Origin of the sequence: Wolbachia endosymbiont (group B) of Melanargia galathea, assembly GCF_964030625.1 — a bacterium.
Lineage (GTDB): Bacteria > Pseudomonadota > Alphaproteobacteria > Rickettsiales > Anaplasmataceae > Wolbachia.
In genome coordinates, this window is record NZ_OZ034910.1 from 804,174 (window position 1) to 819,852 (window position 15,679).

At 35.5% G+C, this 15,679-nt stretch carries 9 protein-coding genes; 5 read left to right on the forward strand and 4 right to left on the reverse strand.

The window, feature by feature from the left end; genetic code table 11:
• Positions 1–68 precede the first annotated feature (68 nt).
• On the forward strand, positions 69–2,408 hold the full coding sequence (gene pheT, locus AAHF52_RS03575) for a phenylalanine--tRNA ligase subunit beta (protein WP_264376607.1): 2,340 nt from the start codon (positions 69–71) through the stop codon (positions 2,406–2,408).
• Here pheT and AAHF52_RS03580 read toward each other — a convergent pair.
• Positions 2,405–5,203 carry a hypothetical protein gene (locus AAHF52_RS03580; RefSeq protein ID WP_264376608.1) on the reverse strand — a complete coding sequence of 933 codons (2,799 nt, stop codon included), beginning with the start codon at positions 5,201–5,203 and terminating at the stop codon, positions 2,405–2,407. The two genes, pheT and AAHF52_RS03580, sit on opposite strands and share 4 nt — an antisense overlap.
• Positions 5,204–5,247: 44 nt before the next feature.
• Entirely contained in the window at positions 5,248–8,418 is a 3,171-nt protein-coding gene (ileS, locus tag AAHF52_RS03585) for an isoleucine--tRNA ligase (protein WP_264376609.1), read from the reverse strand.
• A 138-nt stretch (positions 8,419–8,556) separates the two neighbouring features.
• Here ileS and AAHF52_RS03590 point away from each other — a divergent pair, with 138 nt between their 5' ends.
• A complete protein-coding gene (locus AAHF52_RS03590) occupies positions 8,557–8,790 on the forward strand; it encodes a hypothetical protein (protein WP_246485242.1) in 234 nt (77 codons plus the stop codon).
• Positions 8,791–8,854: 64 nt separating this feature from the next.
• On the opposite strand, the gene miaB is transcribed toward AAHF52_RS03590, so the two are convergent.
• On the reverse strand, positions 8,855–10,177 hold the full coding sequence (gene miaB / locus AAHF52_RS03595; protein WP_264376610.1) for a tRNA (N6-isopentenyl adenosine(37)-C2)-methylthiotransferase MiaB: 1,323 nt from the start codon (positions 10,175–10,177) through the stop codon (positions 8,855–8,857).
• 665 nt (positions 10,178–10,842) lie between these two features.
• On the opposite strand from miaB, the gene recJ reads away from it, so the two are divergent.
• The gene (recJ, locus tag AAHF52_RS03600; protein ID WP_052264813.1) at positions 10,843–12,582 is read left to right on the forward strand and encodes a single-stranded-DNA-specific exonuclease RecJ; all 1,740 of its coding nucleotides are present in this window, start codon (positions 10,843–10,845) and stop codon (positions 12,580–12,582) included.
• Positions 12,583–12,600: 18 nt separating this feature from the next.
• On the opposite strand, the gene AAHF52_RS03605 is transcribed toward recJ, so the two are convergent.
• Positions 12,601–13,773: an NADH-quinone oxidoreductase subunit D gene (locus AAHF52_RS03605; RefSeq protein WP_007302054.1), complete on the reverse strand. Its 1,173-nt coding sequence runs from the start codon at positions 13,771–13,773 to the stop codon at positions 12,601–12,603.
• 265 nt (positions 13,774–14,038) lie between these two features.
• Between AAHF52_RS03605 and AAHF52_RS03610 the strand changes: the two genes are divergently transcribed.
• Together AAHF52_RS03610 and AAHF52_RS03615 are read left to right on the forward strand one after the other, a co-directional pair.
• Complete coding sequence (locus AAHF52_RS03610; RefSeq protein ID WP_007302055.1) at positions 14,039–14,560, forward strand: cytochrome b; 522 nt, start codon at positions 14,039–14,041, stop codon at positions 14,558–14,560.
• 5 nt (positions 14,561–14,565) lie between these two features.
• Entirely contained in the window at positions 14,566–15,570 is a 1,005-nt protein-coding gene (locus AAHF52_RS03615; RefSeq protein ID WP_264376611.1) for an NAD(P)H-dependent flavin oxidoreductase, read from the forward strand.
• Positions 15,571–15,679: the final 109 nt, after the last annotated feature.

The following is a 15,679-nucleotide window of genomic DNA, read 5'->3' on the forward strand; positions in this document are numbered from 1 at the left end:
TCACTACAACAAGCTTTAAAATCATTATATTTTACATTACAATAACTTTTTTATTTTCTGTTAAATAAATGAAGTTCACATTATCTTGGTTATTAGAGTACTTAGAAACCAATGCTAGTTTAGAGGAAATTATTGATAAATTAACTCACATAGGGTTGGAAGTAGAGAATGTGATCGACAATTCCAGATTGGCCGGGTTTGTTGTTGCAGAAGTATTAGAAGTCGCACCTCATCCAAATGCTGATAAATTAAAATTATGTAAAGTAAATGATGGAAGTAAAGTTCTGCAGATAGTCTGCGGAGCAAAAAATGTTAAAGAAGGCATGAAGACTGTACTTGCATCTCTTGGTAGCACATTACCAGAAAGCGACTTTACAATTAAGCCTACAAAAATACGAGGAGTGCTAAGTGAAGGGATGCTCTGCTCTGCCTCTGAGCTTTCGCTGACTCAAGATGAAAGTGAAGGAATAATCGAGCTTTCTGATGATTATAAAACAGGAGATAAATTTTTCAATTGCGATCCTGTAATTGACATAAACATCACTCCAAACCGTGGAGATTGCTTAGGCGTATATGGAATAGCTCGAGATTTAGCAGCAACTGGAATTGGAACGTTAAAGGCTTCAAACATTCCACAACTTGCCTGCTCTATAAATTCACCAGTAAACGTCAAAGTTACTGACGGGGAGAGCTTTATTAGTGGAATATACATCACCAATGTAAAAAATAAAGAAAGCCCAAAATGGTTAAAAGATAAATTGGAATCGATAGGAATGCGCTCCATTTCTGTAATAGTTGATATTACTAATTACATCATGATATCTTTTGGCCGCCCAATGCACGCATATGATGCAAAGAAAATAGAAGGTGAGCTCATAGTACGCAAAGCAAATGATGGAGAAAAATTTATTGGTTTAAATGGTAAAGAATATTCATTAAATAAAGAAATAAGAGTTATTTCTGATGATAAAAATGTTCATGGAATTGCTGGAATTATGGGCAGCAAGTATAGCGAATGTACACTTGAAACTACTGATATCTTTTTAGAGTCTGCTTGGTTTGACCCCATCTCCATCACTAAATCTTCAAGGCAGCTAGGCATCTCCACAGACTCAAGTTACAGATTTGCACGTTCAATTGACCCTGAATTTACCCTTGATGGACTCAATCTTGCAGCCAAAATGATTTTGGATTTATGTGGCGGAGAAGTGTCAAGCATAGTGTCTGCTGGCAATTTGAATAAGGCTTATACCAAGATAAATTTTGATTATCAGAATGCAAACAAACTTGGAAGTGTATCTGCATCACCTAATGAGGTATTCGATATTTTAACAAAGCTAGGGTTTAGTATCGATAAAAAAACCGAAGGTAATTGGAATATACAAGTACCAAGCTGGAGACCGGACGTAACCATACCTGCTGACTTAGTTGAAGAGGTAGTAAGAATATACGGCTATGATAAAATAAAGGAAGAGCAACTAGCAGAAGACGTTACAGTAGAAGAAGAGACACAAGATGATTTGCGCATTTTAATGACAAGCAGAGGGTTTCATGAAGTGATAACTTGGTCTTTTATGAGTGAATCAACAGCTGAAAAGTTTGGTTACTTGAATAAGTTATTCATTATCGATAATCCATTTAATAATAACTTCAATATAATGAGGCCAAGTGTCATACCAAATTTGTTGCAAGTCACTGCAGATAATATTGCTCACGGGATATCTGATCTCGCAATTTTTGAAATTGGACCAATTTATAATGGTGAGGCTCAGTCTAAGTACGTTTTAAGTGGAATTAGATCAGGAAATAATTCGCCGAAAAACCACTATAACACTGATAGAAAAATAGATATTTTTGACGCAAAGGCTGACCTCATAACAGCTTTGGAACTTTTTAATGTCAATTGTGATAATTTAGCAATAGAGAGAGCAGAAAAAGAATATTATCACCCAGGAAAATCAGGCTCCTTATCTTTTAGAAGTAAAATAGTTGGTTATTTTGGAGAATTGCATCCGAGTATATTGGATTTTTTTAACATCAAACAAAAAATTGTAGGCTTTGAGTTGATATTAGAAAATATCGAAAATTTACCTATAAGTAGAAAAAAATTTATCGATTATAAATATCAAAGTGTAAAACGCGACTTTGCATTTATTGTAAATAAAGATGTAGCAGCAGGCAGTATAATCAATATGGTGAAAAAAAGCTCAGAGCTCATCACAGAAGTTTTGATATTTGATGTATATCATGGAAACAATATAGAATCGAATAAGATGTCTATAGCATTTTCAGTTACTTTCTGCTCTCCAACTCACACTTTAACTGAAGAGGAAATCCAAAAAGAATCAAATATGATAGTCAACTTAGTGTGTGAAAATACTGAAGGAACTTTGAGAGCTCATCATTAAGCCGTAATCGCCGTTTCCTGATTTTGCTGTGTCACGTTTACTTCATCCAATTTATTTCCTATCTTGAATTCAATATCCTTGAAAAACCTATCCCACATTCCATGCAAATGCTCTTCTACTTTAGGCCATACATCATTTTTAAATGTCGTTCCATCATCAGAAAATAAATTACCCAAAAAAACTCCTACTTCCTCATAACTTGATTGAAAATGTTGAAGAAATGTTTCTACTTCCTTATGAGTATCATGTGCCACACTCAACGCTTTTCCTTCTGTGCTCTTATCCCCACGCATTGCAACGGCAAGACCTGTTTGAATATATCCCAAGCCTGTCCTAATAGCTTTTATAGGCTGCAGCCATGAACTCTTATCACTTTTTGGTACATTATTTACTATATTTTCCACCAACCTATTTATTAAAGGAGACAATAAATCTTGACAAAAATGTTTGATATTGTCTTTTGTCTTAATCACAGGACTTTTTATGCACTTTTCTGCCAAATAGTACTCAAGTTCTGCTCTCTCTAGTAACTTCTTAATTGCTTCTTCGTTAAAAGTTTCATGCTCGAACGCCTTCAGTAAATCATCTTCTATTATTGCAAATTTTATTTTTTCACGAGATTCTAGTTCTTCTCTATAATCATTTATTGTTTTTTCATTTATCAATAATCCTTTTTCTTCCAATTTCAACTGTTCTAATGTTTTTAGAATTTCTTTGTTATTTTCTAAGTGCTTCTGTACTAGCTTTGTATTTGGATGCTTTTCTCCTCTTCTCTCTTGCTCATCTTTTAAGTACTTATTTAAATCCTTACTCCCTTCTATTATTTTTCTCAATAGCATAGGTTTTTCAGGTCTTTTTAAGTATTTTTCAATTCTCACTCGATGTGAATTAATCTTTTCTACTAGATCTGGTGCCTCCCTTTCTAATAACTTACATGAATTCTCTATACCCTTTGCTTGACCTCTAAATAAATTTAGCATTTTACATTTCGTTATTTCTAAATACACCTTTTCTACAAAATCATTCACTTCATCTAAAGCTTCTTCACTTAAAGAAGCTTTTATCTTGTTTTCTAAATTTACAAACTGCTCCTCTATCAGGCTTAATATACCTAATCGGCTTAACTTATCTTTGGCTTTTCTCATTACTGATTTTACTAGCCTTTGCTTAACCTCTTGATTATCATACTCGAACTTAAAAAGACCTTCTAATCTTCTTTTTAAATTATCCTCCGCTAAGCTATTCTTTTTTGCATGTATCCTAATATATCTTTCCTGTCCTTCTTTTTTTAAACACTCAATCTCTCTTTTAGTGTTATCTAGAGCTTTCTTCGTTTCTTGAGGATATATATCCTTATAAACATCAATGATTGTACTCTTAGCTATTTTCCCTTCTTCTTTAAGTCGTTCCCACTCTGCTTTAAATACAGGAAGTGCATCATCACTTATATCTCTTGTTATCCCACCTACTTTTCCCAATGCTTCTAATCGATCATCTTCATCAGCTAAATCAAGTGCCTCTTTATTTTTCAGTTTTTTTATATCTCCTATTATCATCTCTTTCTCATTTGGTAATTCCTTACCTTGACTTTCTAATTTCTGTTTCACTAAAGTATTTTTTAGCTCATCCTCCAGTGAAAAATCTTCTCCCCGTCTATTTTGCTGAAACTTAATTGCTTGTATGAAGGCAACTTGATAAGCATTTTCTATCAAATGAGTTGTCAATTGATGGCCTATACTATCTACAACTTTCAGCCTGAATTCGTTCAACAATTCCTTCAGTTTATCATGTGTAATATCTTTCTTTTCTAGCTTCATCAGCTTTTCCATAGTTCTTGCGCATTCTTGAATCGAAGTTGCAAGCACATTCTTGATTTCACTATGTAAGGGCTTAAGACCATTTTTTAAATTGATGTTAGTTGACAATTTCAGTACGATATTGCGCTCTGAATCCCGCGTTACACTAAACCACTGATTATTTTCATTATCGCATAAATCTCTAAGTAATTGTTTAAATTGCGGTGGAAACTTTATTTCCATATCATATTCAATGCTTGGCTCAGGAACTTCTGTTTCATGAAAAGATACCTCAATATTGTGGTGCTTATTAGAATACTGCCCCGTACTTATTTTAAGAACAGTAACTAAAGAATGGACTAACTCTCTATTTAAAAGATAAAAAGTAGCCAAAGCAACTGTTGCAGGAATAACTAAGGCTGTTAGCACAGCCACATTAACAAAAATTGCTATTGCAGCAAGAACGCCATATGCCAGTCTTTTTGGTACACTTGCCTCACTCTTTTGTGTCTTATCTTCACCTACATCAGCTTGTGTCTTGCTGTCTGCTTTAAATCTACTATATATGACTAACCCCATTGCAGTAAAAGCAATATAAGGAAGCATTAAAACTGACAGAGCTAAATTTAATACTTTCTTCTCTGGGCAAGCTCTGTTTATCTCTTTCAATATTTCGCTTGACATATTATACCAAGAGGTAAAAAAGTCAGAGTCATAATCCTTATAATGGAATATACTGAGCGGAACATTAAAAGCAGCTATTTGTTTAATTAACCAATCCTGCTTACTTACAGCATCAAAAAACTCTTCTTCCTCTTCTGAATTAGCAAGACCTAAATCATTCCCTTCTTCTACATTAGAAACATCTTCCATAGCATCAAAAAACTCTTCTTCCTCTTCCAAAGCAACATTGGAAATAGATTCTACTTTACCTGAACCATCACTGTTGTTATTTAAATCAATAACTTCTCTATGACCATCTGCAACAACTTGATTCATATCACCACCCTACTTAAGGTAATTTAAGTATAGCATAAACATTACTAACTTTGCAACTTTATTAACTTAATACCAACTGTCAAACCTTGGTATTCCTTAGAATAGAAATCGGCCTCGATCTCTTTATTAGTGTCCAAAGATAAGGCAAGGGTCTGCTCTTTTATATACTCATCCCACCTGTTTATTGCCTCTTTAACTTTCTCATCTTCTGCTTTGATTATTACTCTGATTCTATCTGATATATGGAAATCAGCCTGCTTTCTAGTTTCTTGAATAAGCCTCACAACATCTCTTGCGAGTCCTTCTAGAATTAGTTCGTCATTGAGCTCAGTGCTCAGAATAACAACCCCTTTATTGTCATCAAATACAGAAGAATATTCACTGTTTGCTTTTAACAATAGTTCATATTCACCTTTTTCTATAGTATAGTTCTCTGTTTCATCCCCCAGAAATATTTGCTCATTCTCAATTTGCTTCCACTTTTCTTCTTTGACATATTGAACTAGTTTCTTGATTTTATCTGGAATCTTCTTACCAAGTAGCGGAAAATTTAGTTTTAGCTCTAGTGACGCAACTTCTTTCAACTCACTTACTATTTCTAGTTCTTTTACATTCACCTCATCTCTTATTATCTCTTGATATTCATTTTCAAGGAAATCGCAGGAAGACCTATGATAAATGGTCATACTGCCAAGTGGCTGCCTGATGCGCATGTTAAACGTATTTCTGATGGATAATGCAGAGTTACATATCTCTCTTACCAAATCCATCTTGGCAATGAGTTCACTGTCATATCTATCTGATTGTGGAAAATCAGCCAAATGAACAGATGTTTCTTTGTACTGAAGCCCTTGCCATATAGTCTCTGTTATGAGTGGCAACAAAGGAGCTGCAGCTCGAAGCATGTAATAAAAAACTGTGTACAGAACATTATAAGCGTCGGTTTTATCTTGATCTAAGTCACTTTTCCAAAAACGCTCGCGACTGCGACGAATATACCAATTATTTAACACTTCAAAGAAATTCATCAGGGTTTTACAAGCCTCTTGGGAATTATAGTTGTTCATAGAAGCTTGTATACTTTCCACAGCTTCAAAACATTTGGAAATCATGTAGCGATCAATGGTACTCTGATAATCTTTACAAACCTCAGCTCTAATTCCATCTGCATTTGCATACATGGTAAAAAAGTGATAACTATTCCAAATAGGTTTTATTACGTCCTTCAGAATATCTCGTATCGATTTTCCTTCTTTGTCGAGTAGTAAATTACCACCGCAAACAATGGAACCAGATAGCATAAGAAAACGCAGCGCATCAGAACCACATTTGTCAAAAACCTCCATTGGATCTGCATAATTATTTAAACGCTTGGATAATTTCTGACCTTTCACGTCAAGAACCACACCGTGGCATATGCAATTCTTAAATGGCTCACTATCAAATAAAGCAGTGGAAAGCACAAAAAGCGTATAGAACCATCCTCTTGTTTGTGCTATATATTCAGTGATAAAATCCGCAGGGAAATTTTTCTCGAACCATTCTTTATTTTCAAACGGATAGTGAACTTGCGCGAACGGCATCGAGCCAGACTCAAACCAACAATCAAACACATCAGGCACACGACGCATAACTGATTTTCCTGTTGGATCATCAGGATTTGGTCTTATCAAAGTATCGATAAATGGTCTGTGCAAGTCATCTATTTTAACATTAAAATCTCGCTCTAGTTCTGCTATCGAACCATATACATCCACTCTTGGATATTTTGCATCATCTGATTTCCACACAGGAATTGGCGTACCCCAAAATCGATTGCGTGAAATAGACCAGTCATGCGCTCCTTCAAGCCATTTTCCAAATTGACCATCTCTTATATGATTTGGCATCCAATTAACTCTCTTATTTAGCTCTGTCATTCTTCCCTTAAACTTTGTCACAGCAACATACCAAGAAGGCATAGTGCGGTAGATTAAAGGAGTGTCAGTTCTCCAGCAGTGTGGATAATTGTGAATATATTGCTCAGTTTTAAACCAGCTCCCCTGCCTTTTTAATTTCTTGATTACTGTATCATTGGCATCAAAAACATGAACTCCTGCCAAATCTGAAACTTCAGTAGTAAATTTTCCAGCGTTATCAACTGGACAAACAGCTCGAATATCATGGCTTTGGCAAAGGTAAAAATCTTCTTCACCAAATCCAGGAGCAGTGTGCACAACACCAGTACCATCTTCTCCTGTAACATAATCAGCAATGAAAACACGGAACGCATTCTTTGTATCTTTAAAGTAATCAAACAGTGGTTTATAGGAAAGACCTGCAAGATCACTCGCTTTAAGTTTTGTATTACAGTTTTCATATTGAATATTGCTTTGTTCACAGTGGCTGACAAATTTCTCTAAATAACTTTCAGCAAAGATGCAGACTTCACCATTTACTAACACCATACAATACTCAATATCCTCCCCTACTGCCAGTGCAAGATTGCTCGGCAACGTCCAAGGCGTTGTAGTCCAAGCAAGTAATCTACATTTTTGTTTAAATTGCTTTGGATTTTCTAAAAGTTCAAAAGCAACAGTTACAGCTTTGCTAATTTTTTCTCTATATGCATTATCAAGCCTTGTTTCAAAATTAGAGAGTGGAGTTTCGCACGCCCAGCTATAGGGAACAACGCGTATTGATTCATACACCAGACCTTTATCATAAAGCTGCTTAAATGCCCACATGACCGACTCCATGAATGACTTATCCATAGTCTTATAGTCATTGTGAAAATCTACCCATCTTGCTTGTCTATTTACATACTTCTCCCATTCTGATGAAAATTTCATCACAGAAGTACGGCAATGATTATTGAATTTTTCAATGCCAAATTTCTCTATCTCAGTTCTACCAGATATTCTAAGTTCCTTTTCCGCGCCCATCTCAGCCGGTAGCCCATGGCAATCCCAACCAAATCTGCGTTCAACCCTTTTTTGCAGCATAGTTTGATATCTTGCAAATGCATCTTTTATAAAACCAGTAAGCAAGTGTCCGTAATGCGGAAGTCCATTTGCAAACGGAGGCCCATCATAAAATACAAAACAATGATCCTTGGAACGTTTCTCGACTGACTGCTCAAAAATTTTATTTTCCTGCCAAAATTTTATGATTTCCTTTTCTAGCAATGAAAAATCAGGACTGCTGCTTGTATCAGGATAATACTTCATATTCATTTTAACTGGATAAAATCAAAGAATATAGAGCTTTCTGGAAAATTACAAATTCAAAAACTCTGTTTCTATAAACATAGATAGGTATTGACATTATTATACAGCATATTAATAAATCAGACTTATTTACTTAAGTTAAAGATGAATAAAGACAATAGAAGTTGGCCTTATCAGAAATTTCATGATGCTAACAAAAATAATAGTAAAAGCAGCTTTGTTTGGGAATCAGTTTCCTATGAATATAATAATTCTGGAAAGATTAAAAAGGTACACTATAAGTGGGAAAAGAAAAAAAATCCCGCAAATCTATTATATCAAGTCTCATATGATTGCGTAACAGAGAGTTGTAGTCCCTTAAGGATTAAATCTAGATAGCTTATAAACTTATAAAAACACACAAAGTGCTTCTACATGAGACCATGGGAACACTTTTCTCTAATTAGGCAGCGCATCCCAACAAACTATTTTGCCTAGCTTCCAATATCCTTACATTTACTATTTTATTTTTGTATTTGTCGTCAGGATCATCAACGCATACTGATTGGATGTATGGGCTTTTACCAATAATTTGATTTTGGTGTTTACCTTTTTTATCACTGAATAGAACAGGAATAGTTTTTCCTATCATACTCTGATTAAATTCAAGTTGTTGCTTGCTAATTAATTCCTGTAAACGAAGAAGACGCTCTGTTTTAACCTCTTCTGGTACTTGATCTTTTCTTTCCGCCCCTGGCGTTCCTGGCCTTGGGCTATATTTAAAACTATAAGCCTGAGCGTACTTTACTTTTTCTACTAACTTCATAGTTTCCTCAAAATCTTTTTCAGTTTCTCCAGGAAAACCAACAATAAAATCAGAAGAAAATTCGATTTCAGGTTTCAATTTGCGCAATCTGTCTATTATTCCCAAATATTCCTCTGCCGTGTGTTTTCTATTCATTGCATGCAATATTTTATTCGAACCTGACTGCACAGGTAGGTGAACAAACGGCATGAGTTTTGATTCCTCCGCATGTACCAAGTAGAGAGATTCGTGCATATCTCTTGGATGAGAAGTTGTGTAGCGGATTCTTTCTAGCTTTTCAATTTTAGCAATGTGACTAATTAATTTTCCTAAATCCCACACCTCTCCTTCGCACTCTCCATGATAAGCATTAACATTTTGACCGAGCAAATTGATTTCCCTTGCCCCATTTGCAACTAACTTCAATGTTTCACGGAATATTTCATTTACTGGTCGTGAATACTCAGCCCCGCGTGTATATGGTACCACACAAAACGTACAAAATTTATCACAACCTTCTTGTATGGCAAGAAACGCAGAAGACCCCTGGCTATTGCCATAGCATTCATCTGGCAATTTATCAAACTTCGCAACTTCTGGAAAATCAGTATTTATTACATGACCTTTACTTCTGCTTGCTTTGACTATCAGCTCCGGTAAAACAGCGATACTCTGCGGACCAACAACAATATCAACAAAAGGAGCCCTTCTGAACACTTCTTCTCCCTCTGCTTGCGCTACACATCCAGCCACCACTATGGTCATTTCCTTATTTTTTTGTGATGAATGGATTCTTCCAAGCTCTGAGTAAAGCTTTTCTGCTGCCTTTTCTCTAATATGACAAGTATTTAATATCACCAAATCAGCTTGTTCTGCATCACTAACAACGTTGAACCCTAAAGGCTTAACTATATTCTCCATTAAAATGGAGTCATAAACGTTCATCTGACAGCCGTAAGTTTTAATATATAGGCCTTTCATATTTAAAATTCTTCACACAAATTCTAGCAAATTATACGAAAAACTGAATTCTAGTACAACAGCCAATAAAGATTGCTTGACAAACCTTCTCGCTTTCCTTACTCTGACAGTAGGGGTATTTTAAGAGCTCAAAAATCTATCTCAGTCTGCAGACTTTTCAGTCAATTTTTCAAAAAAAACGTAGTGTATCTTCTTCAGCACGTGTTCAAATTCTGTTGTATATGCGCTGCATTTTCTTTCTAATTTTTCAGGAGGATTTTATGTCCAGAATTCCAGATACTTAACCTTTATTCTTAAGCTAAAAACCGATTGGTACCTATGGTTTTTATAAAGAAAGTGCAAAAAATACTTTAAAGAATATGAAATAAAGGTAGAAAAGGTTTGAGTAACCAAAAACTGTTTCCAGGCATAAATTTGTTATGTATACCAAAAAGTAATTACACTAATATAATATTCACACTCATATTCTAATATAGATATAATACTAATTAAAGAGCATGTTATGCAAGAAGAAGTATCAGATTTTACAGATGCTCTTTGTCAAAATAAATGTGATTCCTTTCGAGTGACACTCTCCTATATCTTTCTTTAGGTTATACAGAAGTCTAACACAATTATAGAACAAACGTAAAAGTTCTGGTAAAGTAGTTTTATTTACAAAAAATATGCTACTTGATATTGAAAAATGCAGCATAACAAATGCACTGTGGAAGTTACAAGAAGCAGATCAAAGGGAGATTTTTACTCTTATACAGAGATTTGAGTTGCCAGAAATATTAGCAAGAATATTAGTTGCTCGTGGTGTTAACATAGAAAATGCACATGACTTCTTACACCCACTAATCAGATCGCTATTACCAGATCCCTTTCACCTCCTTGATATGGATAAAGCTGTTTCTCACATAGTAAAAGCAATAAACAATAATGAGAATATTGCAATATTTGGTGATTACGATGTTGATGGTGCAACGTCATCAGCATTGATTAATAGGTACCTAAGAGCGATTGGGACACACTCTATAATCTATATTCCAGATCGTGTTGATGAGGGCTATGGATTGAACACAGATGCTTTATTACAACTTAAAAAGAATGGTATTGATTTATGTATTTCTGTTGATTGCGGTACGCTTGCATATCAACCAATAGAAGATGCAAAAGTCTTTGGACTTGATATTATAGTTGTCGACCATCACCTTGGAACAGAAAAATTACCAAGTGCTGTAGCAGTTGTTAATCCCAACCGCCTTGATGAGAGCTCTCCTTATAATAACTTAGCAGCAGTTGGAGTGTCATTTCTGCTAATTGTTGCTCTTAACAGAATCCTACGTGAGCAAGGATTTTTTACCAACAAAAAAGAACCAGATTTATTTGATCTACTGGATTTGGTTGCTCTTGGAACTGTTTGCGATGTTATGCAGATTACAGGCCTAAATAGGGCTTTTGTTTTACAAGGATTAAAAGTTATGTCAGCAAGAAAAAATGTTGGCTTACGTGTTTTGTTTGACGCTTTGGGAATCCTTGAAAAACCAAGTGTTTCACGATTAGGGTTTAGTATTGGGCCATGTATAAATGCCGGAGGAAGAATTGGAGAAGCATCGCTCGGTGCAAGGTTGCTTTCCACCGATGATGATGATGATGCACATTCAATCGCGCTAAAACTAATAGATTTGAATAATGCAAGAAAAATGCTAGAAAATGAGGCTATTTTGGAAGCCACAACACAAGCGGAAAATTTTGCCCACTTAGGTGTAAATTTTATAATGGTAAGTGGTAATTGGCACCAGGGAATAATTGGTATCATTGCATCAAGACTAAAAGAGCAGTTTCACTTACCAACGATAGTGATATCTTTAAACAATGGAATAGGAAAAGCAAGCTGCAGATCAATTTCTGGGGTAGATATTGGTGCTGCGGTTCTTTCTGCAAAATTTACCAACCTAATCATTGAAGGTGGTGGTCACAGTATGGCAGCAGGATTTTCGATTAAGGAAGATAAAATAAGTGATCTACATGATTTCTTTACTGAAAGATTTGCAAACTCTACAAATGACAAAATCATAAAAGCTGATGGTATAGTAACAGCTAAAGCAATAAACTTATCCCTTTGGAATCAACTGCAGCGCTTAGAGCCATTTGGAGCTGGCAATCCTGAACCGAGATTCATCATTCAAGGAGCAAAGATAAGAAAGCCGGAAGTTATAGGAGTTGACCATATAAAATGTTTTATTGCTGACGATAATGTTATGGTCAAAGCTATTGCGTTTCGCTGTGCAAATACTGAGCTTGGCTCTGCTATTATGCAGGGTAATGTTAAAGCCATTTTGGGTAAAATCTCTATGAATTACTGGAATGGCAATGAATTTGTGCAGTTTTTAATAGAGGATGTATTGACCATTAGTTGAGTTACTATTTTACAATAATTACCTATCAATCTCACCAAAGACTATGTCGAGTGAACCGATAATTGCTGCAATGTCAGCAAGCATGTGTCCTTTTGCCATGAAATCTAAGGCCTGTAAATGCGCAAAGCCAGGTGCTCTTATTCGACATCTATAAGGTCTATTGGTACCATCTGAAACTATATATACTCCAAACTCGCCTTTTGGCGCTTCAACAGCCACATAAGCCTCACCTTCTGGCACATGATATCCTTCTGAATAAAGCTTAAAATGATGAATCATAGCCTCCATGGATTCTTTCATTTCTGCTCTTGGCGGTGGAGAAATTTTTCTATCTTCAGTTTTTATTGGCCCTTCAGGCATTTTCTCTATGCATTGCTTCACCAAGCTAACAGACTGCCTAATCTCTGCCATTCTTACTAAATAACGATCATAACAGTCACCATTTTGGCCGATAGGTATATCAAAATCTAACTGATCATATATCTCATATGGCTGGCTTTTTCGCAAGTCCCAAGCAAGTCCAGCAGCACGGAGCATTGGTCCACTAAAGCCCCAATCAAGCGCCTGTTTTATTGATATTTCACTAATTCCTACAGTGCGTTGCTTCCATATCCTATTTTCCGTTAAAAGTTCATCAACATCATCTATATACTTTGGAAATTGCTCTATAAATTTTGCAATATCTTCAATCAAACCTTCTGGGATATCTGCTGCAAGTCCACCTGGCCTTATATAAGCTGCGTGAAATCTTGCACCTGAGGCCCTTTCATAGAACTCGAGTATTTTTTCTCTCTCTTCAAAGAGCCATAAAAGAGGAGTCATCGCCCCAACATCAAGTGCTTGAGAAGAGATATTTAGTAAATGATTTAGTATTCTTGTCAGCTCACAAAACAAAACACGCAAATATTTTGCTCTAATTGGAATTTCACATTGCAACAATTTCTCTACACACAACGAATATGCATGCTCTTGTGACATTGGCGACACATAATCAAGGCGGTCAAAATAAGGCAGAGCTTGAAGATATGTTTTATGTTCTATCAATTTTTCAGTGCCACGGTGCAAAAGCCCAATATGGGGGTCTGCTCTCTCGATCACTTCACCATCCATCTCTAAAACAAGTCGTAGCACCCCATGTGCAGCTGGGTGCTGAGGACCAAAATTTAGCATCATTGTCTTTAGATCAGGCATGCTTTGGTAGCTTAAGGTATTGGAATTGTATAGGGTAAAATGTGCTTAAAGTCAATAGGCTTCTTGTACAAGCTATAACTCATCGTTACAATAGAAAAACTCTCAAAAACTTCACCACTTCTTCATGATCTGATAGACAATGTTTATGTGTCACATACAATTATTGCACTTATGTTGATCAAGGCAGCGAAATTATGTATAGATAATTTTGATTGAGAAATAGTTTTTCTACTATATAAATTCTACTTTAGAGTAATCAAAATTAATGAAAGACAATAAATATAGTTTAGGTTTAAGGATCATTCATTGGTTAATGTCTGCTTTTATTATTGGCATGCTTTGTTCTGGACTATACATGAAAAATTTGCCGATTAGCAGTGAAATTAAATTCAGCATATACGCTGTTCATAAGGCTTGTGGTATCACCGTTCTTGGATTAATTATAGTACGTATATTTTTTCGCGTCTTTACTTATGTTCCGCCATTACCAGCCAATTTTTCTCGATTTGTAATCAATGCGAGCAAAACGATACACTTTGGTTTATATGCTTTGATGGTGCTAATGCCACTATCTGGTTATGTCATGTCTTCTGCTTCTAGCAAAGAGATCAAATATTTTTTTCATATCCCTTTATTAATTAACCATAATGCAGATCTAGCTAGTGCAGCTAATCAGTTACACTCGATACTTGCATATTTTATGATACTCTTTATAGCCTTGCATATAATTGGTGCTTTAAAACACACATTTATAGATAAACAAAACATTTTTAAACGTATGATATAGGTTATATGTTAAGTAGCCTCTGGAAAAAAGGAACAAATTTTCTCGGTAGTGAGTTTGCCATAATGGGTGGCGCTATGAGCTGGGTTTCAGAGAGAAATTTAGTTTCAGCAATCTCAAATGCTGGTGGATTTGGCGTGATTGCTTGCGGTGCAATGTTTCCAGACTTACTGAAAAAAGAAATCATAGAGACACAGAAATTAACTAACAAACCATTTGGTGTGAATCTAATTACTATGCACCCAAAGTTGAGTGAGTTGATAGATGTGTGCATTGAAACGAAAGTAAGCCATATAGTGCTTGCAGGTGGACTACCAACGAAGCCTAATATAGAAAAAATCAAGAGTGCGGGCATTGAAGTTATGTGTTTTGCACCAGCATTAAGCCTCGCGAAAAGGTTAGTAAAAATGGGAGTAGATGCGTTAATAATAGAAGGTATGGAAGCAGGAGGACATATCGGTCCTGTTAGCACTTCTGTTCTCGCACAGGAGATATTACCTCATTTTAAAAATGAGAAAACACCGGTGTTTGTTGCAGGTGGAATAGGAAGAGGTGAAATGATAGTGAACTACCTAGAAATGGGAGCAAGTGGCTGTCAAATAGGTACATTATTTGTCTGCACGAATGAGTCAATCGCTCACAAAAATTTTAAAGAAGTATTCATCAAATCAGCTGCGCGTAATGCTGTATCTTCTGTGCAGATTAGTGCTGATTTCCCTGTAATTCCAGTAAGAGCTATAGTTAACAAAGCAAGTGATGATTTTATGAAGCATCAAAGAGACATTATCGATAAATATCAAAATGGAAAGATCTCAAAAGAAAATGGGCAGCTTGAAATAGAAAAGTTCTGGGCTGGAGCTTTAAGAAGGGCAGTAATTGATGGAGATGTTGAAACAGGATCTTTAATGGCCGGTCAAAGTGTTGGCATGGTTGATAGAGAAAAGCCTGTAAAAGAAGTAATAGATATGCTAGTTCAACAGGCAAGCAATTATGTTGAAATGCAAAATCAGTAATCAGCAAAGAAAATAGTTAGCAAATTGCTATAATTATCCGTAATAAGGCATAACTGCCCAGTTTTAATGTAAAATTAACGCTAAAGAGGTATTCATACATTTTATTTGT